Here is a 25,016-nt window from a genome sequence, read left to right on the forward strand (position 1 = left end):
AGCGCACTAAACTTCCAGTAAGCGCGGCATCATATCAACTAAATTACAGGGACGGGTACGGTGATCCAGTTGTTCCACGATGATTTCATCCCATGCAGTCTGACAGGCACCTGTAGAGCCAGGTACGCAGAATACATAAGTGCCATTGGCAACGCCAGACAGGGCGCGGGATTGCAAAGAGGAGCTTTTGATGTCGCGATAGGAGATGGTGCGAAACATTTCACCAAAACCTTCAACGGTTTTGTCCAGCAATACGCTGATGGCTTCCGGTGTACCATCACGACCAGTAATGCCGGTGCCGCCAGTGGTGAGAATTACCTGGATATCCTTATCAGCAATCCAGCGCGAGACCACGGCGCGGATGTCATAAACATCATCTGGCACAATAACTTTTTCTGCAAGCTTATGCCCAACATCCGTCAGGCGTTGCACCAGGGTTTGCCCGGATTTGTCGGTTTCTTCCGTGCGACTGTCTGAAACCGTCAGTACCGCGATATTTAAGGGAATAAATTGGCGTTCTTGTTTCATATTCCTTAATCCCCACACAGCTCATCAAGATATTTTTCCGCATCCAACGCAGCCATGCAGCCGGTACCGGCAGAAGTGATTGCCTGACGATAAATATGATCACACACATCACCTGCGGCAAAAACACCGGGAATACTGGTTACAGTGGTGTTGCCATTGGTGCCGCCGTGAATTTTCAGATAACCATTTTCCATTTCCAACTGGTCTTTGAAAATTTCAGTGTTGGGGTGATGACCGATGGCAATAAATACCCCCATTAAATCAATGTCTTTGCTGCTGCCATCCTGGGTGTTTTTAATACGCATTCCGGTAACACCACTTTGATCGCCTAAGACTTCATCCAGTGTATGATTCCATTCAATATTAATATTACCGCTTTCGGCTTTTTCCTGAATATGCTTAATCAGAATCTTTTCCGCACGGAACTGATCGCGGCGATGTACCACGGTCACACTACGGGCAATATTGGACAGGTACAGGGCTTCTTCAACGGCGCTGTTACCGCCACCAATCACCGCGACATCCTGGTTACGATAGAAAAAACCATCACAGGTTGCACAGGCGGAAACGCCTTTGCCTTTGAAGGCTTCTTCTGAAGGCAGACCCAGATAACGGGCGGATGCGCCGGTGCAGATAATCAGCGCATCGCAGGTATAAGTTTTGTAATCACCTTTTAAGGTGAATGGGCGATTTTGCAAATCCACTTCATTGATGTGATCAAAAATAATTTCGGTTTCAAAACGCTCAGCGTGTTTGCGCATCCGTTCCATCAAATCCGGGCCTTGCACCCCTTCAAAATCTCCCGGCCAGTTATCGACATCGGTAGTGGTGGTAAGCTGCCCACCTTGATCCATGCCGGTGATAATGGTGGGCTTTAAATTAGCGCGCGCGGCATAAACCGCAGCGGTATAGCCCGCAGGCCCGGAACCCAGAATTAAAAGTTGACAATGTTGCTTGTCACTCATGTGAATATTCTCCTTAAAATAATAAAATTGTCAGCCATACGCCTGCCGCCAGTAATAATGAAATAAATACGGCGGCAGAGGCAATATCCTTGGATTGCTTTGCCAGAGGGTGATATTGTGGACTGCTGAGATCAACAATGGCTTCAATGGCGGAATTGAGTAATTCTACGATTAACACCAAAAACAATACGCCAATGAGCAAAATTTTTTCAATCGGGGTTTCACCCAGCCATAAACCCAGTGGCAAACCCACTAACAGCAGCGCGACTTCTTCCCGAAAAGCAGCCTCGCTGCGCCAGGCAAGTCGTAGACCCGACAGGGAATAACCATAAGCATTAATAATGCGTTGTATGCCAGCAACCGGCTTTACGGCTCTTTGTGGTTCAGGTTCGCCAGACAATATTCAGCTCCTTCGCTGCTTTAACATCATCCAGACGTCGTACTGGCAGTGTATACGGTGCGTTATGTAATAACTCCGGGTGCTTTTCCGCTTCTTGTGCAATTTCCTGCATGGCAACAACAAAAGCATCCAGTGTTTCTTTATCTTCAGTTTCGGTCGGTTCAATCAGCAGACATTCGGCTATCAACAGGGGAAAATACGTGGTGGGTGCATGAAAGCCTTTATCCAGCAGACGCTTGGCATAATCCATGGTGCTACAGCCTTGTTCCTTGGCCTGTTTCTTCAGGGTCAGAATAAATTCATGACTGGCACGGCGCTCAGGGAAAGCCGCATCAAAGCCAGCCTGGGTTAAACATTTTAATAAATAATTGGCATTCAAGCTGGAAAATTCTGCCACCCGCTGCATCCCTTTACGCCCTAACAATCGGGCATAAATATAAGCGCGCAATGCTATGCCGACATTACCGGCAAAACTGACTAAACGCCCCATTGTTTGTGGTTGGTCTTTTTCTGTCAGCCAATGATATTCATCACCATCATAAGCCGCCATCGGTATCGGCAAAAAGGGTAATAAACGCGCACTGACACCAACCGGCCCGGAACCGGGGCCACCACCGCCATGCGGCGTGGAAAAAGTTTTATGCAGATTCATGTGAATCACATCAAAGCCCATGTCACCAGGGCGCACCTTGCCTAAAATCGCATTGAGATTGGCACCGTCATAATATAACAGCCCCCCCGCTTCATGTACGATAGCCGCAATATCAGTGATGTTACGATCAAATACCCCCAGCGTTGAAGGATTAGTCAGCATGATGCCTGCCGTCTGCGGCCCTACCACCTGACGTAGCGCGTCAATATCAACATCACCATTGGCATGGGTGGGAATTTCCCGTACGCTCATACCGCACATGACCGCCGATGCGGGATTGGTGCCGTGCGCGGCATCCGGCACCAGCATTTCAGTGCGCGCGGTATCACCGTGACTGTCATGATAAGCTTTGATCATCGCAACCCCGGCAAACTCACCCTGCGCCCCGGCAGCAGGTGCCAACGACACCCCTTGCATACCGGTAACGGTTTGCAAAATCTGTTGCAAATCATACAAACAGGCCAGAATCCCCTGGCTGTGACTGTCCGGCGCTGCGGGGTGGCGACTTAAAAAGCCGGGCAGCATCGCTAAACTGTTACAGGCACGCGGGTTGTATTTCATGGTGCAGGAACCCAGCGGATAAAAATGCGTGTCAATGGAAAAATTTTTCTGTGACAAGCGGGTATAGTGCCGCACGACCTGCAATTCTGACACTTCCGGTAAAGCGACTGGCTGTTTACGCAGATAATTTTCGGGAATATCGCTGATATCCTGGTGCTTTGCAGGATACAAGGAAGCTGTGTTGCGCCCCGGACTGCTATGTTCAAAAATCAGCATATCAAAGACCTTTTTATTGTTTAACGCCGTCTTCTTGGGCTGCGGCGCGTGCCACGGCGTGAACCTGATTTTTGGCTTTTGCTGGTGGCTTTTGCTTTTTCAGCCGCCTGTGTTTTCTGATTATTTGCCAGGGCTTTTTTATTGCCTTCTGCTGCGTTTTGGTTCGCTTGCTGTTGATGCTGCTGGAAATTATTGTTCCCTGCCAGTTTGTTGGCGATCATGCCGCCAATTAAGGCACCTGCGGCACTAGCCATAATGGTTTCCCCCAGACCTAAGGATTCAGAAGCCGTGCCTTCCTGGGTTAAACGCGAAGTACCTGCCTCTACTTTAGCCGCTTCAGCTTCCGCAAGCTGTTTTAATTCTGCTTCGCTGAGCATTTTTTCATTGCCCTGCATATCGCGCAAAACCGCACGGGTGGCACCGGTGGAAGGATGTTTTTCCACCAGCTTATAGGTATCAGGTTGAACACCGGTTTGTTCGATCACCAGAAAAAAATTCTGCTGCGTATTGACGCTTTCCGCAATTTTTGCCCCGTCATCGCTACGGCTTTGATTATTCTGACCTTCACCGCAGCCAGATAATAACAATCCCAGGCTCAAGCCCAGACTGGCAATGATAACAGGCGATAATTTTGGCGATATTGCAGTCAATTTCATTTAAATTTCCTTTGTCTTAAAATAATAAAAATAGAAAACCAAGTGTTTTCAGTCGCCTGATTGCTACCGATTGTCCAAAGCCTCTTGAACTCTCAGAGAGATGCACCAGATAGTATATCTAATACAAGTGTATATCGGACGATTCATAATAATGGCGTGAGATTTTAGCAGCTTTCATATGATAAGTGCTGAATGAGGGCTAAAAAGCTGTTGCTAAACCAGCGACTGTCAACTTGAGCTTTCATATTTGCAGGGCAAGTATGAAAACTTCAAGGTCAAATATGATAAAAAGCCGCACATTCCAATATGCTGAAAGTATATAATAGCCTGAAATTTTTTAATAATTGGAGACACCGTGATGCAATCACGTCATATATTCGCATTATTACTGGGAACCTTATTAGGTATTTTCATCTCATTAGGTCATAACGTCTTTGCTGAGCGCGAACATAAAATTCCCACACTACCGCTGGAAGATTTACATACCTTTACCGAGATTTATACCCGGATCAAAGAAAATTATGTGGAGGAAGTATCCGATAAAGAATTGCTCGAACATGCCATTAAAGGCATGTTGAGTGGTCTGGACCCACATTCCTCTTATCTTAACGAAGAAGCTTTTAAAGAATTACAAGTCGGCACCAGTGGTGAATTTGGTGGTCTGGGCATTGAAGTCAACATGGAAGATGGTTTTGTGCGCGTGGTTGCACCGATTGATGACACACCGGCAAAACGTGCCGGCATTGAATCAGGGGATTTGATTGTGCGCCTCAATGAAACCCCGGTAAAGGGCATGACGCTACGGGAAGCGGTTAAGGTCATGCGCGGTAAACCGGGTTCTAAAATCAATTTAACCATTGTCCGTAAAGGTTCTGAAAAACCCTTAAAAATTGAAATTATCCGTGATGTGATTCAGGTTAAAAGCGTTAAAAGTCGTGTGTTGGAAACCGGTTATGGTTATATCCGCATTAGCCAGTTTCAAAATCATACCGCCAGTGATTTACATAAGGCAATTAATAAGCTGAAAAAAGACAATGAAGGCTCCTTAAAAGGTTTAGTGCTGGATTTACGCGATAACCCCGGCGGTGTATTAGGCGCTGCGGTGGGCGTTTCTGATACCTTTTTGAAAAAAGGTTTAATTGTGTATACCGAAGGCCGCATTGAGGATTCCGAGCTGCGTTATAACGCTAAACCCAAAGATTTGCTGGGTGACGCGCCGATGGTGGTGCTGGTGAATGGCGGTTCCGCTTCCGCTTCTGAAATTGTTGCCGGGGCTTTGCAGGATCACAAACGCGCAATTATTTTAGGTACTAAAACTTTTGGTAAAGGCTCCGTACAGAGTATTCAACCGATTGGTAACAACGCGGCTTTAAAAATCACCACGGCGCGTTATTACACCCCTTCCGGTCGTTCTATCCAGGCTGAAGGCATTGAGCCGGATATTCAGGTTAACCGGGTTAAAATTGATTCTGTGGAAATGCCGGATGAGTCCATTATTGTTTCTGAATCAGATTTGCGGGGGCATTTAGAGCAAAAAGGTGATGAAGATAAAAAAGCTGAAAATAACAAAGATAGTGAAAATGGGGATGATAAAGCTGATAAGCAGAAAGCCAAAGATGATGAAGATATACCGTTAATTAAACGTGATTATGTCTTATATGAAGCACTTAATTTGTTAAAAGGCTTGAGTATTATCAGCCAGCGTTGATTTATCTGAGTAAAGACCTTCCAGGTTTTCAAAACCTGGAAGGTCTGGCATTGGTCAAAACAATATCATCACAAAAAATACAGTAAAGAAACCAGCATAACTCAGGTTATTTAAGCGTCTCTAATGTCACATTATTCTTATGTGCATTTTTACCCTGTCGTAAGACCACTTCATAGGTTAATTCCTGTTTTTGACCGACAGGAATATGTGCCTGGTATTGCACAGTGCGAAAATCGTGCAGTGTAGGCTTTAGATCGCTGCGAAATAATACATCACCCTCATATTGCCGCCGTACTTCGAGTTGAATGGGACGTTGCGTGTAATTAATCACTTGTTGACTGTAACGGGTGTGACTATCCCAACCCGCGACAGTGCTGCGGCTGTCAAACTGTAATTTGCCACTATCCAGTTTACGGTAGACGTTAGGGCCGCGTAATTTCATTAAAAAGGCATCGCGCCAGACTTTTAATTTACGCAGCTCAAATTGTACTTCCGGGTCAACCCCCAGATTTAATTCAATCTTATCGCCTATCGGTACATATTTCAGGTGTTGCGCAGTCAGCCAGTTTAAGCCTTGTTGCGTTTTTTCCCGGAAAACCTGAACCTGTCCTTCCGGCAAGGGCGTCTTACCCAGTTCAGAGGCCGAGTCATTTTTCATCAGATATAAACGCACCAGTTGATTACCATATTCGCGTGGGCGATAGCGGTATTCAACCTGCATTGGCACGGCATCCGCTTTAAAGCTGCGCAGGCGCTTGCTCCAGCCGTCAGCAATGGTTTCCGTGCCTTCAATCGTGTATAAAAAATATTCACTGAGACTTTCTTTAGCCACTTCTTTAGGCGCAGCCATAGCCGCTGGCACAGCCATATCTGCCATTTCCATCGTGGCTTCTGTTTTTAAGGCCCGTATTGCGTGTTTCATACGGCGCTTGTTTTGTGCTTTTTTCTGATAACGCCCGGATGCTTTAATTTGTGTTTGCCTACTGGTCAGACTGCTAATTGATTCAACCAGGTTAATCGTGCCAACCACCAGACGCACCTGGGCATTTTCATAATCTTCCCCGGAATGATTACGGATGCGTACAAAACTTTCCAGATTCAGCGTGGTTTCTTCAGGATTGGCAATTGCCAGATAATCCGCCTGCCAGGAAATGCCGGAAGTGAAATAGCTGATTTCCAATTCAACTGCACCTTGATATTCGCTGTGTATCTGCCAGTACAGCATTTGCGGTTTATCGTGCGGGAAACGAATATCTAAAATTTCCAGTTCAGCGCCGTGGTTGAGAAAACGCAATTCCACCGAGGAGGGATCAATTAAGGTGTTACTCCAGGAAAATTGCAGGGGATTTTTACCTTTTTTGAAACTTAAAGTGCGCTTTTCCCGCACCAGGGTTAAATCCTCAGCATTATAAATGGTTAATTGCACCTGCTGACGCGGTGGTACGGTTGATAAATCAATATTTTTGGCAAACACGCTCAAGCTGCTAAATAACAAGCTGATAAACAAACAAGACTTAAAAATATTCATGGTTTATAACTCCCTTAACGCCATTCATTTTTCAGTAAAATTGCCAGTTTGTGCACGATTTTCCTGGCACTGCCATCGGCATTGCGCGCAGGCAGATCCGTGGTGTAATATAATTTTTCAAAACTGCTTTTTTCCGGATCGGCAGCCGTGCTGAACGTGGTTTCATCCAGAATTTCCCACTCCACATCCTGATCGGTATAACCGCGCAACTCATTACGCACGGCCCACAGGTTTTCTGCAATGTTCAGTGCAACGGCTTTATTTTTGAAATTTTCAATTTCATAACGAATAATCACTTTATGGTTGTATAAGTTGCCAGCAACCCGCTGTTGCTCGCTTTTTTCTATGCTGCGCTTGACCACAATATCCTGTGCCACGCCCAGGTATAAAGCCATTTCATCATCGCGCGGTGTAAAATGTCCCCAGTCCTCACCAATAAATACCTGACTGCCCTGGCTGTCCGTTTGAAAAATACGCACTTTCCCCGCCGCCAGCGGGGTTTTGCCTAAATGATGCTCGGCATCATTGTTTAAGACATAATGCATGGGGACTTTTAATTTTTTTTGTGGCGCATTGAGATAACCATAGTCTTCCAGGTCTGCGGTATAGGTTTTTTCTATCGGTACATTGGTATAAGATGCAAATAACAATTTCTGACTTTCATTAAGCGCAATAGAGCGTTGAAAAACACCACCAAAACCTGCCTGAATCCGGCTGTCAGTAAATGACTCTCCGGCATGATTTTTCACCTTAAGGTATTGTGATAAGCTCAGGGTTTTTTCCTCGCCGTCACTGAGTGCGCGATAGCTGAAACTGCGTGACAGTTGATGCAGTATATAACTGATACGCACCCGGGCTGTTGCCGTTTGTTGCGCACCAACATTCCAGACCAGTGCATTCTCCCCAGGCGGATAACTCACCGATAATACCTGTACGGCATCGCCACTGGGTTCCATCACCCGAAATACAATACTGTCCGGGTCGATACCGGTATTGGCCCAGGAAAAATCAACTTGATTATTGCCCTGAATCAAAGGCACCAGGCGCTCTTCTTCCACTAAGGTCACTGCGGCATTATCAAGATGTACTTCCACACGCTCACGGGGGGGCAGGGTGATGAGTTTAATGCGCGCCCAGGCCTCTAAGGGTGCAAACAGTACCAGTGCTAAAATAAAAGCCGTTGTTACAATTTTGCTGAGTTGAAATGGATAAGACATCAGCGTTCTCCTGTTAGACTTTATAATGGTTACGATGAGTATAAATAGACATTAGCATTTGTCGGATTCTGGGATATTTTTCTATAATCCATTCCACATCGGCTTTGTCCAGTTCCAGTAATTTGGTGTCTGCGGTGGTAATCACCGTTGCCATGCGGGGTTTGTCGGTAAGTAAAGAAAATTCTCCAAAAAAATCACCCACTTGCAGATTGGCCAATGTTTTTTCCTGACCTTCTACGGTTTTACGGACAACCTGCACCGACCCGGAGCGAATTAAAAACAGGGAATGACTTTGATCCCCCTGTTGTATGACCACGGTATGCATCGGAAGGTTATGCACCTGCATATTATTGTGTATCATTTCACGCGCTTCCTGGGGTAAGTAAGCCAGCAATGGAATCGTGGTCTCTGATTTTTCCTTTAATAATTTTTTGGGGCGTAGCGTAACCTGTGGATTTTGCTGGAAATCAGCACTTTTCAACCAACTGGTCCAGGACAGGCGCGCACCCTTTTTATGACTCAGGGTACAAGCAGGCACGGCTGCTTTTTTTAAGCGAATTTCCAGATCAAAATCCAATTCGGGGCCAATAAAAAAACGGGTGAGTTCACATAAGGGGATAAATCCCCAGCCAATGGGCAGAAAATTGAGAAAAGCCTGGAAATCCAGGGCTTCAGTTTGTATCAGCAGTTTGCCTTGTTGATCCCAGACCCGGCTGCCTAAAGCCGCACCCTGCCCCAGGCTTTGCTGTTGGCCTTTGGCGGAACCCAGATGGGTGCAGGCATCTTCTGATAACTCTAACCATTGCCCAATAAACGGTAAAACCTTCATTTTAACCCGGAAATAATCCGATAACATGGCTTCCAGCGCAACCTGGGAATGTGGCTCATGCTGTAATATACCCGCATAATGCAATAAGGCATGGTCTTCAGTCTGCATGCGCTGCTGCAAACCTTCCGTACCCATGCCAAACAGAGAAAATAAAAAGCGCGCAAAGCGTGATTGCCAGGGGGTGTTTTCGCCATAACCCAAACGGTGGGTACTGCGCACCCGGTATTGCAGTGATAACAGACGATGGTTAAAAATATCCAGAAAGCTTTTTAGCGCCGTGTCTTTATTCCATACCCGATCCATAATCAGTTCAGTATAGGGTGTGGGCAAGGGGCCGTTAGCACCCGCCAGCCCCATGAAATTAACCTGCATTTGTGGACGGGTATCGCTTATGTTGGGGTCTTGCGCGTCCGGGACTTCAATCTCATCAATCTCAGTTGCAGGAAAGCGAATGTCGACTTTAGAGCGAAAACAGATAGCTTCCTGCATCGGGTTATTATGTTGTGCAGGGCGATGGGCTGCTGGCGCACATTGTAATAATAGGCGCACCGCCTGATAAAATTCAAAGCGATGTGCCTCTTTTAATAAGCTTTCCAACACTGTAATACGGCGTTTTAATGGGGGCATAACCTGTTATATCATGCGTTAGCCAATAAACAAAGTCTTGTTTTTCAGCCCAGAAATAAATATTTCCCAGCCAGCGGCGATGCCTGGGAGGCTGTCTGAGAACACAATTGGTTTATCAATTTATTGGCTCTACACTGTTTTTCATGTTGATCACCCGGGGGCTGCCATAAACGTGATGTAGATTTTCAATTTGCAGCAGCGCTTTACTCAGTTGGCGCAAGTTTCTGATTTCAATACTCATCACCATATTGGCGATGTTTTCTTTGTCCGTCTGGGTTTGCATTGCCATGATGTTAACCCGGGCATCGGACAGAATGCTGCTGATGTCGCGTACTAAACCAAACCGGTCATCGGCTTTAATTTCAATATCCACTGCATAACTTTGTTCCGGCAGACTCTCCCAGTTCAGCGTGACCAGCCCTGGATGGTTGGCGGCTTTCCAGGTAATCACTTTCAGACAGTCTGAACGATGCACCTCAACGCCACGGGAGGTAAAATAACCGGTAATCGCTTGATGGGGTTCCGGGTGACAACAATCGGCAGTGAACATTTTAATATGGGCATCGTCTACGGCGCTACTGTGTGACATCAGCGGATGACTGCGCAAGGTGCGCGGTTGGGCATGATGGGGTAATAATTTGCTGCCAAAAGAGGTCACTACTTCCGAAGTCTCCAGGTCGCCACGACCAATCGCGGCAAGAAACCCTTCCAGGTCTTCAAAATCAAACTGCTCTGCCAGTTCCGATAAATTGGCATCCGCAACATTTAAGCGATATAACTCACGATTTAGCGCAGATCGCCCTTCGGCAACATGGTGTTCATCATCTTGTTGTTTCAGCCATTGTTTAATCCGGGTAAGTGCACGGGATGTTTTAACATAGCCCAGTTGCTCATCCAGCCAGCGCCGGTTGGGGCGCGCATGTTCAGATTTGATGATTTCAACCTGATCGCCGGTATGCAAAGGATAGGTCAGGGGCATAATGCGTCCATTAACCCGTGCCCCACGGCAGCGATGCCCTAATTCGGTATGAATATAATAGGCAAAATCAATCGGTGTTGCACCACTGGGTAAGTCAATGATTTTACCCTCAGGGCTGCGCACATAAACTCTGGCTTCATGTAATTCTGATTGAAAACGCCGAATAAAGTCCCCCGCGCTGACTTCTTCATCCTGCCAGGTTAGCACTTGCCGCATCCAGGCAATTTTACGTTCAAAATCCTCATCAGGATGAGAACCTTCCTTATAACGCCAATGGGAGGCCACGCCCAACTCGGAATGATGGTGCATCTGCTGGGTGCGGATTTGCACTTCAAAGGTCTGCTGATTGGGGCCAATGACCGCAGTATGTAAGGAGCTGTAATCATTGATTTTGGGGTTGGCGATATAATCATCAAACTCCCCCGGCACGGGTGGTGATTGTTTGTGAATCAAACCCAGCGCCAGGTAACATTCCTGTTCGGTATTGACGATAACCCGCACCGCCAGCACGTCATACAGTTCATGATAATCCAGTTGCTTGCGCTGCATCTTTTCCCAGATGCTGTAGATATGTTTGGGACGCCCCATGACCTGCGCCTGGATACCTGCCTGCTCCAGCGTTTCCCTGATTTGCTGCATCATTTGCGCAATATGTGCTTCCCGATCAGTGCGGCGCTCTTGCAATAAACTGGCAATTTGCTTGTATTGCTCAGGTTGCAGATAACGCAGAGAAAGGTCTTCCAGCTCCCATTTAATCTGCCAGATACCCAGGCGATTGGCCAGTGGTGCAAAAATATCCAAGGTTTCGTGGGCAATGCGGCGTTGCTGGGCAGCGGATAAATGGCGTAACATGCGCATTTCATGCAGGCGTTCAGCGAGTTTAATCAACATCACCCGTACATCTTCGACCATCGCCAGAATCATCCGGCGCAGGTTTTCCGTTTGTTGATTTTGCCCCTGATTATTCAGATTTTCTTCAGCATCAAGTTTAAGCTCACTGAGAAAACCCATTTTATTCACACCATCAACCATTTTTGCGACAGCGTCCCCAAACTGCTGGCGCACAGTTTGCACATCCAGATCACCGGTTTCCACCGGATCATGCAAAATAGAAGCAATCAGCGTGTCGGTATCCATGTTCAGTTGCGCCAGTAAATCAAGCACGGTAAAAACATGGTTAATAGCCGGTTCACCGGTGGGGCGTAATTTATCCTGACAGCGTTGCTGCGCCAGTTTAAAAGCGCGTATCAGGGTATCCCGTTCCTTAGCTGTGCGATCTTGACTGACTTGTTCAAACCAGGCATCTAGTTGTAACAAGCCGGGTTTGCTGTTGCTGTGTGCAGGTTCGCTCATATTAAGTGCATTTGTATTCATAAGGTGGTTTATTCCAAAGACCAAGCGATAACGATTACACTATTTTCTGGCAATCGTCCAAATAATCGGCGGATTAAGCTGAAGCAAGGATTTGCAGGATTTGAAGAATGATAAAATTTCCCTAAGCCTGACAGCCTCCTAGATTCAGCTTATGTTAAAATACCGTTATTTTTTTATCTTTAATGATTGTTATGTTGTACTGATGTTGCACAGTTGCTGCTTTTTTGCACCAAAATAGTGTTTGGCAAGGTGCAAATACAAATCAGCGTGAAGCAAAAGTGGTTTTTTTGTGTTTCAAACCTTCAAAACCTGCAAAAAAGAAGCTTTTGCGTAACACCGTTATTTTATTATACATTGAAACGAGAAATACGCTTATGTCCACGCAAGATGCGCTAAACCAGCTTAAAACCAGTATTCAAAACCGCATTGTCGGACAGGAAGCATTGGTACTGCGTTTATTGATTACCTTGTTAGCCGATGGTCATCTCCTGGTTGAGGGCGCACCGGGATTGGCGAAAACAACGGCAATTAAAACCCTTGCCGGTGGGCTGGAAGGTAATTTTCACCGGGTGCAGTTTACTCCAGATCTATTACCCGCTGATTTAACCGGTACTGAAATTTATAGGCCACAGGATGGCTCTTTTGTCTTTCAGCAAGGGCCACTGTTTCATAATCTGGTGCTTGCCGATGAAATCAACCGGGCACCGGCAAAAGTACAATCGGCCTTATTGGAAGCGATGGGGGAGCGCCAGATTACCATCGGCAAGGAAACCTGGGGGCTGCCACGTTTATTTCTGGTGATGGCAACACAAAACCCGATTGAGCAGGAAGGTACTTATCCTTTACCGGAAGCACAATTGGATCGATTTTTAATGAAAGTACTCATCGATTATCCCAGCCCAGATACAGAACAAACGATTCTGTCACTGGCGCGGCAGGAAGCGCGGGAAAATTGTGCGGAAGAGCCGATAACGACAACTCAAACCCATGAAACAGAAACTGAGGTGTTGTCTCAGGACATATTATTCAGCGCCCGGCGTGAAGTACTGGATATGCACTTGGATCCAGCGCTGGAAACCTATATGATTCATTTGATTGCGGCAACGCGCAATCCGCAGGCCTATCATCCGGAATTATCGCGTTATCTGGAATTTGGCGGCAGTCCACGCGCCACCATTGCCCTGGAACGCTGCGCCCGCGCACATGCCTGGTTGCATGGACAGGATTACGTATCCCCCGGTGATATTCAAAGCATTGCCCATGACGTGTTGCGCCATCGTTTGATTTTATCTTTTGCTGCTGAAGCAGAAGGTAAAACCGCAGACCATGTGATTGATGAACTGTTAAATACCGTACCAGTACCCTAGGAATTAAAACAACATGTTTCCGCGTTTTCAGATTATGCTGGTATCCAGTATGTTGTTGTTGATGGTGTTTATTCTGCTGAGTTGGAATACCATGGATCGCTTAAACCGCTTTTCAGCCAACCAACAGGTATTGGAAAGTGCGTTACTCAAGGGCGCGGGAAATCAGTTATTACAGCGTATTCAAGACCTGCAAACGCGGGTATTGCTGTTCAGCGAGGAACACCACCCGCAAATTGCCAAGTTGGTACAATATCCGGATAATGCTGCGCTGCGTGTTGCCATGCAACAGCGCGTTAAACGCCATTTTCCCGATTATTCTAATTTTATGCTGGCTGATGCGAACGGTTTTGTGAAATTCACTGAGCAAGCACCGCCTATTTCAGAACATTGCCAAAATGACTTGTTACGCTTTTCCCAGATGAGCCGCCAGCATGGCGCGGATCATTTGCATCCACTGTATACGCATCCTCACCAATCACAACATCATATCAACATCATGAGTCCCTTCCTCAATCAACGAGGGCTAAAGCAAGAAGGTATTTTTCTGGTCAGTTTTAAGGCGCATATACTTGCGCAGATTCTGGCTGACTATGAATTACCGGGTTATCAATTAATGTTACTCAAACAAGATGATCCGGGTTTGATTGAGATCACGGCAAAAGGTGGACGGGAAACATTGCAACGGGCGCATCAGCTTGATCGCGCAGAACAGCGTTCAATTCACCAACATCTGCAAATTCCCGGTAGTTTATGGAAACTGGTGGTATTGTCCAGTCCCGCGTTGTATCAAAATTATCAGCAAAGCGCATTATTGGAGGCAGCTTTAGTCTTAGGCCTGGTTTTATTCGTGACGTTTTTAATCGTGCGGATTGCCTGGCTGAGTTATCGTTGTTAATTCAGCCGTGAATATTCAGGCATTAATTAGCCGATTCCATTATATCGGCATCAGTTTGATTGCATTAGCTTTATCACTTTTGCTGTATGTATTTTTACAATTTGAACAAAATACAAGCTTACAGCGACAGATTGTGAACTTAACCGAAGATCTCAATCTGCTGTCCAGCCTGGCTACTGATTATGTATTTTATCCCGAAAATCATGCTATCTCTCAGTGGAAACAAAAATACAATCGCCTATCCCTGTCACTGCAACGCAGTCAAGCTGAATTCGTTGATAATTCAGCTTACCAAACACTGTTACACAGTCATGAAAAATTAGCTCAATTCTTTGCCAAAATATTTAAGGTGGATGCAAATCCACGCTTATATCAGGAGAATGTTCAAAATTTAGCCTTGTTGCTGACTAAAATGCGCACGGTTTTAACAATATTACATCGACAAACGGAAACAGATATCCTGCAAAGCAATCAATGGTTACAATTGCTAATTAGTCTGAGTTTTATCATTTTTGCCCTATTTTTGACTACACTCTTATTTTTTCTGCATACCCGCGTTGCACGTCCACTAAGTTGCTATCAGCAAATATTCAATAAAGTTTCTGATAGCAACCCGGTGTTATGTTTACCGCCTATGGTACACGATGAGTTCTCCCAGATGGTTGAGTATTTTAATGAAACACTCAAGCAACGTACAGTCGCGCAAAACCAGAATCAACAAATCACCAACTTATTTCAGGCCGTTTTTGAACACGCTGCGGTAGGTATTGCTTTTATTACGCAGGATGGTTCCTGGTTAAAAGTAAATCATACCTTGTGTGAAATTTTAAGGTATCAACGCAGCGCCTTATTAGAGACTGATTTTTTACATATTATTCATACTGGAGACAGAGCACTTAATATCAAAAAATTTAAACAATTACTTGCAGGAGAGCTGCCCCATTACAGCATAAAGCCACGTTTTCTGCGTAAAGATCGCAATATAGCCTGGGTTGACTTAACGGTGACGCTGATACACCACAATCACAACGATCCTGATTATCTGCTCATCATGGTTCATGATATCACTGAACATAAACAATTAGCAGAAAAAGGGCAGGAATTGTTAGCCTGGAAACAGGCTATTTTGGATAATAGCAGCGCGGGCATTTTAGTCACCAACCAATATCGTAAAATTTATGATCTTAATCAGCGCCTGCTGGAAATGCTTGGTTATGAAAAGCAGGCTTTGTTGGGTCAATCAACAGAAATGCTATATTGTGACCATGCCAGCTATATCAAGTTCGGCAAACAGGTTTATTCCCAGACCGCTGATGGCAAAGTGCAGCAGGTTGAACAGGTGTTTCGCAAGAAGTCAGGTGAGCTATTCTGGTGTCATATCAGTGGTCGCGCTATTGCCCCGCCCGATCTGAGTCAGGGCGTGGTATGGATGATGGTTGACATTAGCCAACGTAAACTTACGGAAACCCGCTACCAGTCCGTTTTTGACTTTTCTCCTATTGGCATACTCTGGCTGACTGCGGAAGGTTTTTTACAAGATTGCAATCCAGCGGTTGAGCGTATGCTGGGGTATAACAAAATCGAACTGAAGCGCATGAATCTCTATAACTTGTTTTTATCTGATAAACAACATAAAAACGAACATACTTTAAGCGCATTATTGCGAGAAGAACGCGACAGTTTTATTTTAGAACAGCGTTATCAACATAAAAATGGGACATTTATCTGGTCATTAACCTCCGCCTTTGCGATTCGTAATGAAGCAGGAGAAGTCATCACCTTTGTTGCCATGTTACAGGACATCAGCAAACGCAAAAAAATGGAAGGCCAACTGCAACTGGATCTGGTGCTGCAAAAAGAAACTGAAATGAAGCTGGAACAGGCCAAACAACAGGCAGAATCGGCAAACCGCGCCAAAAGCGTTTTCCTTGCCAATATGAGTCATGAACTGCGCACCCCGTTAAATGCCATGCTGGGTTATGCGCAGATTCTGCAACGAGACACACAACTTTCCGACAAACAAAAACAGGCAATAAACACCATTAAACACAGTGGCGATCACCTCTTGTTATTAATTAATGATGTGTTGGATCTCGCTAAAATTGAAGCCGGACGTTTGGAATTACATATCCATAACTGTGTTTTACCCCGATTTTTTGAAGATTTATACACCCTTTTTCAAGTGATGGCGCAGCAAAAAGGTATCATGCTTAAATACCAGGCAAATACTGATTTACCCAATACTGTCGCTGCTGACGAAAAACGTTTACGACAAATTTGTATGAATCTGCTCAGTAATGCAATTAAGTTTACCGAACAAGGGCAGGTGGATATACAAACAGCCTATCAAAATGGCATGCTTGAAATTCAAGTTAGCGATACCGGTATTGGTATTCCAACGCAACGCCTGAAAACCTTATTCCAGCCTTTTGTACAAGTGGGTAGTGAATATTATCAACAGCAGGGCACAGGACTCGGTCTGTCTATCAGTAAAAATCTGATTGAACAAATGCAGGGAACCATCAGCATTAATAGTGAAGAGGGCGTGGGTACTTGCTTTAAGCTGAAAATTCCTCTCCCCGTGCTTGAACAACAAAAACGGGATGAAAAATCAAGCACAAGCCAGCATCCTGCCATTGCTTATCAACGCAACGATCATCAGTCAGTACCTTATCGCGTGCTGGTAATTGATCATACCAAAGTTGATCGGCAACTGATTATTGATTTATTAGAACCCTTGGGTTTTACTGTATTGGAAGCAAAAGATTGTGAGGAAGGTATAAAACAGGCTTTGGCTCAACAACCAGATATAATATTGCTGACCTTGCTATTACCGAAAATGGAAAGCCTGGCAGTGCTTCCCGTGCTGCTCAAGCAGGAAAGCCTGCAACAAACAAAGATTGTCGCCATTGCCGCGCACACTTTTGACAAGGCCAAGCAAGCCGCATTAAAAGCAGGTTGTCATGGTTATATTGATAAGCCTGTAAATGAAATACAATTACAACAGGTTTTGCAGCAACACCTGGCACTGGAATGGGTTTATACGCAAGCTGTTGCCATCAACTCAGACAATTTATCAACGCACACACTGGATTTATCTGTATTATCCCCTGATATATTAGAACAACTGGAACAATCTATGTTGCGTGGTAACTCACAACAAACTCAGCAATTATTAGAACACATACAAGACCAGCATACAGAGCTTGCCGCGAGCTTAACGCATTGGTTTAATCTCTATGAGTACCAGCGTATTTTAGACGCCATTAGCGAGGCAAAAAATGCATAACCCCACCAGTATCCTGATGATTGATGACACCCCTGCCAATCTGGATGTGTTAGAAAACATACTTGCGCAGCATGATTATGAAGTGCGTAAAATGCCCAGCGCAATGCTGGGTCTGGCTTCAGCGCAGGCCATGCCACCCTCATTGATTTTACTTGATATTAAAATGCCGCAGATGGATGGTTATGAAGCCTGCACACGATTAAAGGCGGATGCCCGTACCTGTGATATTCCGGTTATTTTTATCAGTGCTTTACAAGAAACCGCAGATAAAATTAAAGGTTTTAGCGTGGGTGGCGTTGATTTTATCAGCAAGCCCTTTCAGGCCGAAGAAGTTTTGGCGCGGGTGGAAACCCACTTACGCATTTACCAGCTACAAACTGATCTGGAAAAAGCAAAAAATCAGGCGGAAGTAGCCAATCGTGCTAAAAGCGCTTTTCTTGCCAACATGAGCCATGAACTGCGTACACCGCTTAATGCCGTACTGGGGTTTTCCCAGATTCTGGAAAGAGATGAAGCCTTAACTGAGCGCCAGCTTAATCAGGTTCAAAGTATTAAACGTGGTGGCGATTACCTGCTGACGCTGATTAATGACATTCTGGATCTGGCAAAAATTGAAGCCGGGCGTTTTGAACTTTTCCCTGGCAACCTGGATAGCAAAAGTTTTTTTAATGACCTCAATCAGATGTTTCTCATACGTGCGCAGCAGAAAAATATAAGCCTGAATTACTCAGCTGCGGATAACTTACCGGCAACTTTATATTGTGATGAAAAACGCCTGCGTCAGATTATGATGAACTTACTGAGTAATGCGATTAAATTTACTGAACAAGGTGAGGTAAGTCTGCATACCGCATTTTCTGAAAACCAGTTAATACTCACGGTTAAAGATACCGGCGTTGGTATTCCTGAGTCCGCCATAAAAAAAATATTTGAACCCTTTATCCAGGCTGGTAATGCCTCGCATAAACAACAAGGTACGGGGCTTGGCTTATCTATTACCCGCCGCCTGATTGAAATCATGGGCGGGGAAATTACACTAAAAAGCGTCCCTGGTCAGGGTAGCTGCTTTCAGGTGAGTCTGCCAACAGAAGAAGTCCTGCCTGTACAAAATGATACGCAAACAGTTGATGATAATGTTCAAATTAATGGCTATCTGCGCACGGCAGGAGCAGGGCCTTTTAAAATTCTGATAACCGAAAACATGAGCGATAGTAGCAGTATTACGCGCAGCTTATTAGAGCCTTTCAATTTCAGTATCACAATCGCTTCTAGTGGCAAGGATTGTTTGGCACTGGCACATAGCTGGAAACCCGATGCCATACTCATGGATTTAAGCTTGCCGGACTTAAATGGTCTGGAAGTCACGCAAAAACTACAAAATATTTCTGAGTTTATCGATCTGCCGATTATTGCCATTTCAGCAAATGCCTTTAAAGAAGCAAAGGATAAGGCATTGCAGGCCGGGTGTCATGATTATATCAGTAAACCTATTCAGTTAAATACTTTGCTTGGGGTACTTGCCAAGCATCTGCCAATGCAGCTTGATTTTTCAACACAAAATGAGGAAATAGAAGAGGCTGATGTCAGCATATTGTCCCCGGAGCAACACAGTAAGTTAACACTTATGCTGAAAATGGGGGATATGGAAGATTTCCAGGATTATTTACAAGAACAAATGCAACAAGCTGAAAATACCTCAAGCAAGCAGTTACAACACTTATTTACCCTGGCTGAAAATTTTCAGTTACTGGAAATAAAAAAATATTTAACCTGAGTTCAACGTAAGCTTCTTTTTGCGCTTATGGCGCAAAAAATGGCTTCTAAACCCCCGTCTAATCGCCACGACCTCTGTTCTCAGACAGCCTCCTGGGTTTTTTAAACCTGGAATGTGATACAGTATTCCAATTTCTTTTACGCGCATTTTACGAGGATTGATGTAATGACTTATCTGAGTCTTGATGAATCTGTTTTAATGTATTACTTAATTGATTTTGTTATTGTTTTAAGCATACTGACTGGTTTCCGTTTTTTCTCCAACCTAATTGCCAGTGCTTCTTTGCATGAGCGTCTGGCGGAAGATGATAATTTTGCATTGGGCATCTCCCTGGCGGGTGCCATTATCAGTATTGCTATTATGCTGATGGGCGCGGTCAGTGGGCAGGTGGCCGCATCACCCCGGCAGGAACTGGTGATGATGGCGGCTTACGGGGTTTTTGGTATTTTGCTGATGTGGCTTACCCGCAAGTTATTTGATCATGTCTTGTTTGCAAAAGTCTCCATTCATCAACTGATATTGTCTGACAATGCAGCAGCGGGGCTGGTGGATGCTGGCAATATGATTGCCACAGCGATTATTGTGCGTGCGGTAATGATGTGGGTGGAAGAAGACTCCTGGCTGGGTTTTGGCATTGTATTACTGGGTTTTGCGCTCTCTCAACTCATCATGTATCTGGCAACCTGGTATCGGCGCTGGGTGTTTATGCGCCGCCACCCAAAACGCTCTCTGGATCAGGAACTGGAAACCAATAATATCGCCTTGGCCATTCGTTTTTCCGGTCATCGTATTGGTCTGGCGCTGGCAATTACCAGCACTTCCAGTCTGGTGTTATACCAAAGTGAACAATTAGCCTGGGCCTTAGGCTTATGGCTATTAGTAGCTCTAGCCTTGTTTGTTGCGCAAACCCTGATTGCTATTGCCGCACGTTTTATTCTGTTGCCCGGTGTCAATGTCGGTCAGGAGGTCACTGAACAGCGTAATATCGCCATTGGTGCTTTGGAAGCCTCAATTTATATGGCGGTGGGTCTGATTTTTCTGGGGCTGCTGGGATAAGAGTCAGGATGTAACAAGGAGTAGTCGATCATGGGTCAACAGATTCAATGCCCTAATTGCGGCAGTCCGCAAACCAGTAAAAACCCAGGCATTCGGATGCTGGTGTGTGAACATTGTTCCAGCACCTTGTATTGGGATGAACAAGCCGTATTACAGGCGGGTAAAAAATCCATTTTACCGGAAGCCGACACCCGTTTATTTGACGGGGCCACCGGTCAGCTCAACGGCAAAAACTTTGAAGTGATTGGTCATGTGCGTTACGCTCATGCCAGCGGTCACTGGGATGAATGGTATCTGGCACTTACCGATGGTGAGACCATCTGGCTCAGTGAGGATGCGCGTAAACTGACACTGGAAACACCCGTTAGCGCCAAAACTACTTTACCGGCTGCCGGACAGCTTCAAGTGGGGCGCAGCCTGAATCTGGACGGTACCTATTTTACAGTTCGCGAACTGGGTGAAGCAACCTGCATCGGGGGCTGGGGACAACTGCCTTTTACCTTGCTGCCAGACTCAAAATATCAATATGCCGACTTGGCTTCCAAAGATGGTCAGCATTTCGCCACGCTGGAGTATGACCAAACCCAGCAGCCGCATTGTTTTATCGGTCAAGCCCTTGAACATGGGCAACTGACGGTTAAAGACCAGGATGGGACGCTACAGGCCATTGAAACCCGCAGTGAGTCCAGCGACAGCATTCAATGTGCTTCTTGTGCCGCACCCCTGAAAAAACCCGCTGCACAACAGGAAATTCAAACCCTGGTGTGTGAATACTGCGGCAGTCAAAATGATCTCAGCGGCGCAGCGGCTGAAGTAATGGGCAAAAACCCCAAACAATTCAATGCTGATTTTATTTATGAGATTGGTCAACAAGCACGTTTTTCCGGTATTGATTACGCAATCTGTGGACGCCAGCTCAACACTGATGATGAGGGTTATGTCTCCCGTTTGTATCTGTTGTGGCATGAAAAAAAGGGCTATCTGTATTTAGAAGAATCTGAAAATGAATACACCCTGCTACATGCCACCTTATCTGCGCCTAATGCCGATCCTTTTGATTTGGATGAAGGTGAATGGATAAAAGTTAATAAAAAACCATATCGCTTTATTGAAGATGGCAGTAATAAGGTCACTTATGTTGATGGCGCATTTCCCTGGAAAGTGGCCTGCGGTGATCAGTCAGACTATGCTGACTTTAAAAATGGACAAAAACGTTACAGCGTAGAGCGTAGCCGTAATGAAATTGAATATTTTACCGGCAGAACCCTTTCTGCTTATCAACTGGAAAATGCCTTTAATCCTCCAAAAACTACAGAAAGCACCTCAGCCAGAAAACAGGAAACCGGGCCTGTCGGCTTTTTGAAAAAAACAGCTTTCTATGGCTTATTGATAGCAGTGATTGCGTTTAGCACATTGATTGCACTCGCCAGTTTTGAAAGTTTGTTTAGTGCTTATACCCTGATTGCCGCTGCCACATTTGCCCCGGCACTGTGGTTCATCAGCCGTAAGCCGGACGGTTTTTTATGGGGGCTGTTGTATATCGCCAGCCTGTTGATCGCAGTGGTTGCGCCACTGGCACTGCTGCTGCCTCTGCTATTATTGCCCTTATTCAAACAAATACCCTGGGCAATACTAAACCGGTTAACCATTCCCCTGGTTTTAGCCATCGTCGTTACCGGTTTAATGACATTGGATTATTTTGACACATTGAAAAACAATGCGCTGCAAGCCTCTTCAGATTATGAGCAGACACAAAAGCAACTGAGTGCATTGAGTCAGGGCAGCGCAGATGTGTTGCAAAAAGAGCCTTGGGTAAGCGCGGTATATCCAGCCAGTGCGCAGTGGCAAAATCAAATCAATCAGCAACGGCAACACTTACAACAACTCAAGCGTAAGGAATTAAATCAATTACAAACAATTCTGGCGCAGGATTCCAGCTGGGCGTTAACCAGTACCCCGGCCCTGGTTGCAGTGGTTAACCAGGTGCTTGTACCCGTGAATTATGAGCGCAAGACAATCAGCGACAAACTACAGGAACTGAGAACATTCAAGAAAAACCTGCCACAAAAACTCAAGCAATATCAATTTCATTACAATCTCACCCAGCCTGCCTTTCTGCAAAAACTGCAACAACGCAAGCAACAGGCGATTAAATTGTGGTCAGCAAAAAATCCTCAAGTTGCAACCAGGCTGAACGCCGTCTGGCAGCAGGGTAAATTTGACCAGATCGATGCGCTCAGTGCACAAACCCGGAAACTCTGGTCGGCAAATCTGGAAGCTTATCAGCAAGCAAAAGCCATGCAGATTAGCCCCGCAGTTTATCAGGAACTGCCTAAAGCCTGGGACAATATGGCACAACTGACGCTATCGGTGCAAAAACAAGGTAAAGAACTGACAGGGTTGATGAGAACCCTTAACACCCAGTGGGAAACACAACTGGTGGATATGGAAATTATTGAAGGCAGTGAAATACAATTTTTTCACACTTATCAGATCGTCACAACGACCTTATCCGATGATGCCTTAATCAGCCCTGATAATGTAAAAAGCAAACTGGAACAAGCTTACCAGAACCATATAGCGCGCAAACGCATCAAAGTCAGCAAGACCTTGTATAACCAGCAGGAACCCTTTATGGGTATGACTTTGGAATATAAAAAACTGGGGCAATTCCAACCGCTTCAGCATATTATTCCCTTGGGTTATTCTTTTCTCAGTCCGCTTGAATCAGAAAAAAATTATTTCGGGTTTTGGCGGCAAGGTCAGTGGCAATGGCTGCCACCTTATGCGCAATGGTCTAAAGCATTATGGGGGGCTTTCTATCGCCCCACTTTCTCAGATATGCAGGCTTTTTTAGCCAGTGGTCAACGTCCCTGGCTGGCCCGACAACAGTCCAATAGAGTCAGATTTGGCAATCTGGGTGCATTTAGCTTAGCCATGTTTGCGGGTAGTAAATATTATTTAAATAATCGTTACCGGCAAAGCCGTTATATCACCAGTGGTCGCACTTGGCGCGGCACCCGTTATGAAAGCTCCAGTTCCAGCGGCAGCTACCGGGGCAGCTCTTCCAGTGGTAGTTATTCTGGTGGTGGTAAATAATTTGAATTTAACGTAAGCTGGTGGATTAGCCACTACACTGAAAACTCTGGAAAAGTCCGTAAGTCATTGATTTTAGGTGATACATATCCGCATAAGCCATTGATTTTATTAGAGGCAAAAAAGTTCTTCGGAGTTTTCAGCACTACACGGCTAATCGATCTTAGGGAACGAGAAATTTATGCTGCCTAAAACTGGAATGGCCTGACTCGTTTCTTACACCAAATTCAGATTATTTAATGGTGTTAGGAGTGAGGATGAAATAAATGCAGAAACTGGGCGCAGGATTTTTATTCATTTTCAAGGCGTGAAAACAGGCGCATAGCAAGCTATGTAACTGCCTAAGTCCAAATAGGCACAACGCAGAAAATGGAGGAAAAGACCAGCCAAGTTGCTGAAGTTATAAAATTCTCACTCCTTAGTTCACCATTTGCAATTTTTAGAGATAAATCACTTATGTTATTAAAACACCTCTGGCTCAGCGCCAAACTGGATATTGCCGAGTCTTTACGCGCCCGTTGGTTTTTGGTTTACAGCCTGGTTTTTGGCGGTATCGTCGCGCTGTTATTCATGTTTGGTCTGACCGAATCACGGGTACTGGGTTTTACCGGCTTATCCCGCCTGCTGGTTACTTATATACAAATCTGCATGGCAATACTGCCGGTATTTGTATTAATCACCACCGTGCGCTCTGTAGCGGGTGATCGCGAAGCAGGGGTGTTTGAATATCTGTTATCGCTGCCAGTCTCGCTGGCAGGATGGTACTGGGGAAAAATGCTGGGGCGTTTTGTCAGTGTTTTTATGCCGGTATTTCTGGCAATGTTTGCCGCCGCGCTTTGGGCCTTGGTGCAGGGCGTGCCGGTGCCCTGGATGCAGTTTGGTTTTTACACCGCCTTGCTCATCGCATTAGCCTGGTGTTTTCTCGGTATTGGCATGTTGGTATCTAGTATGGCACGTACCACGGATGTGGCGCAGGGACTGGCTTTTGTCATTTGGTTGCTGTTATTGTTGTTTCTGGATTTAATTTTACTGGGTATTTTAATTCAGCAAAAATCCCCCCCCGAACTTGTCGTGACAATTGCGCTGCTCAACCCCATGCAGGTATTTCGTACGGCGGCAATGTTATTATTTGACCCCCAATTGGTGCTGTTAGGCCCTGCTGCTTATGTCATTCTGGATAACTTCGGTAAATTAGGTTATATCATCTGGGCTTTGGTTTATCCTGTTATTTTTGGTAGCCTTTGCGCAAGCTTGGGTTATTGGTTGTTTAAGCGGGGAGATTTACCTTAGGAATAGCAA

17 protein-coding genes are annotated in these 25,016 nt (G+C 45.4%); 8 read left to right on the plus strand and 9 right to left on the minus strand.

Going from position 1 to position 25,016, the window contains the following annotated elements; genetic code table 11:
- Nucleotides 1-6: 6 nt before the first annotated feature.
- Genes moaB through QUF61_RS08935 form a run of 5 tightly spaced genes read right to left on the minus strand, consistent with a single transcriptional unit; the run spans nt 7 to nt 3,978 of the window.
- A complete protein-coding gene (gene moaB, locus QUF61_RS08915; RefSeq protein ID WP_103922436.1) occupies nt 7-528 on the minus strand; it encodes a molybdenum cofactor biosynthesis protein B in 522 nt (173 codons plus the stop codon).
- Between the two features lie 5 nt (nt 529-533).
- A complete protein-coding gene (gene trxB, locus QUF61_RS08920; RefSeq protein WP_103922435.1) occupies nt 534-1,493 on the minus strand; it encodes a thioredoxin-disulfide reductase in 960 nt (319 codons plus the stop codon).
- 13 nt (nt 1,494-1,506) lie between these two features.
- Nucleotides 1,507-1,893, minus strand: a complete 387-nt coding sequence (locus QUF61_RS08925; RefSeq protein ID WP_103922434.1) for a diacylglycerol kinase — start codon at nt 1,891-1,893, stop codon at nt 1,507-1,509.
- A complete protein-coding gene (gene gcvPB, locus QUF61_RS08930; RefSeq protein WP_289681375.1) occupies nt 1,877-3,322 on the minus strand; it encodes an aminomethyl-transferring glycine dehydrogenase subunit GcvPB in 1,446 nt (481 codons plus the stop codon). The genes QUF61_RS08925 and gcvPB overlap by 17 nt, the downstream gene beginning before the upstream one ends.
- A 20-nt stretch (nt 3,323-3,342) precedes the next feature.
- Entirely contained in the window at nt 3,343-3,978 is a 636-nt protein-coding gene (locus QUF61_RS08935; RefSeq protein WP_177428697.1) for a Cj0371 family chemotaxis-regulating polar lipoprotein, read from the minus strand.
- A gap of 358 nt (nt 3,979-4,336) precedes the next feature.
- On the opposite strand from QUF61_RS08935, the gene QUF61_RS08940 reads away from it, so the two are divergent.
- Nucleotides 4,337-5,686 carry a S41 family peptidase gene (locus QUF61_RS08940; RefSeq protein WP_103922432.1) on the plus strand — a complete coding sequence of 450 codons (1,350 nt, stop codon included), beginning with the start codon at nt 4,337-4,339 and terminating at the stop codon, nt 5,684-5,686.
- A 106-nt stretch (nt 5,687-5,792) separates the two neighbouring features.
- Here the strand turns inward: QUF61_RS08940 and QUF61_RS08945 are convergent, their stop codons facing one another.
- The 4 genes from QUF61_RS08945 to QUF61_RS08960 form a co-directional block, all read right to left on the minus strand.
- On the minus strand, nt 5,793-7,214 hold the full coding sequence (locus QUF61_RS08945; RefSeq protein WP_103922431.1) for a DUF4139 domain-containing protein: 1,422 nt from the start codon (nt 7,212-7,214) through the stop codon (nt 5,793-5,795).
- A gap of 14 nt (nt 7,215-7,228) precedes the next feature.
- Nucleotides 7,229-8,431, minus strand: coding sequence for a hypothetical protein (locus tag QUF61_RS08950; RefSeq protein ID WP_289681376.1), 1,203 nt, complete (start codon nt 8,429-8,431; stop codon nt 7,229-7,231).
- Between the two features lie 13 nt (nt 8,432-8,444).
- The gene (tssG, locus tag QUF61_RS08955) at nt 8,445-9,887 is read right to left on the minus strand and encodes a type VI secretion system baseplate subunit TssG (protein ID WP_289681377.1); all 1,443 of its coding nucleotides are present in this window, start codon (nt 9,885-9,887) and stop codon (nt 8,445-8,447) included.
- Nucleotides 9,888-10,002: 115 nt separating this feature from the next.
- Entirely contained in the window at nt 10,003-12,240 is a 2,238-nt protein-coding gene (locus QUF61_RS08960; RefSeq protein ID WP_289681378.1) for a RelA/SpoT family protein, read from the minus strand.
- 374 nt (nt 12,241-12,614) lie between these two features.
- On the opposite strand from QUF61_RS08960, the gene QUF61_RS08965 reads away from it, so the two are divergent.
- The 7 genes from QUF61_RS08965 (at nt 12,615) to QUF61_RS08995 (ending at nt 25,007) form a co-directional block, all read left to right on the plus strand.
- Nucleotides 12,615-13,607, plus strand: coding sequence for an AAA family ATPase (locus tag QUF61_RS08965; RefSeq protein WP_103922533.1), 993 nt, complete (start codon nt 12,615-12,617; stop codon nt 13,605-13,607).
- A 13-nt stretch (nt 13,608-13,620) separates the two neighbouring features.
- Nucleotides 13,621-14,502: a hypothetical protein gene (locus QUF61_RS08970; RefSeq protein ID WP_289681379.1), complete on the plus strand. Its 882-nt coding sequence runs from the start codon at nt 13,621-13,623 to the stop codon at nt 14,500-14,502.
- A 133-nt stretch (nt 14,503-14,635) separates the two neighbouring features.
- On the plus strand, nt 14,636-17,791 hold the full coding sequence (locus QUF61_RS08975; RefSeq protein WP_289681380.1) for a PAS domain-containing hybrid sensor histidine kinase/response regulator: 3,156 nt from the start codon (nt 14,636-14,638) through the stop codon (nt 17,789-17,791).
- On the plus strand, nt 17,784-19,565 hold the full coding sequence (locus QUF61_RS08980) for a response regulator (protein ID WP_103922425.1): 1,782 nt from the start codon (nt 17,784-17,786) through the stop codon (nt 19,563-19,565). The genes QUF61_RS08975 and QUF61_RS08980 overlap by 8 nt, the downstream gene beginning before the upstream one ends.
- Before the next feature lie 165 nt (nt 19,566-19,730).
- Nucleotides 19,731-20,621 carry a DUF350 domain-containing protein gene (locus QUF61_RS08985; protein WP_103922424.1) on the plus strand — a complete coding sequence of 297 codons (891 nt, stop codon included), beginning with the start codon at nt 19,731-19,733 and terminating at the stop codon, nt 20,619-20,621.
- 30 nt (nt 20,622-20,651) lie between these two features.
- Nucleotides 20,652-23,720, plus strand: coding sequence for a DUF4178 domain-containing protein (locus tag QUF61_RS08990; RefSeq protein WP_289681381.1), 3,069 nt, complete (start codon nt 20,652-20,654; stop codon nt 23,718-23,720).
- 453 nt (nt 23,721-24,173) lie between these two features.
- Nucleotides 24,174-25,007: an ABC transporter permease gene (locus QUF61_RS08995; RefSeq protein WP_103922532.1), complete on the plus strand. Its 834-nt coding sequence runs from the start codon at nt 24,174-24,176 to the stop codon at nt 25,005-25,007.
- Nucleotides 25,008-25,016: the final 9 nt, after the last annotated feature.

The organism is Candidatus Venteria ishoeyi (genome assembly GCF_030378065.1).
In the GTDB taxonomy this organism is placed as follows: domain Bacteria; phylum Pseudomonadota; class Gammaproteobacteria; order Beggiatoales; family Beggiatoaceae; genus Venteria; species Venteria ishoeyi.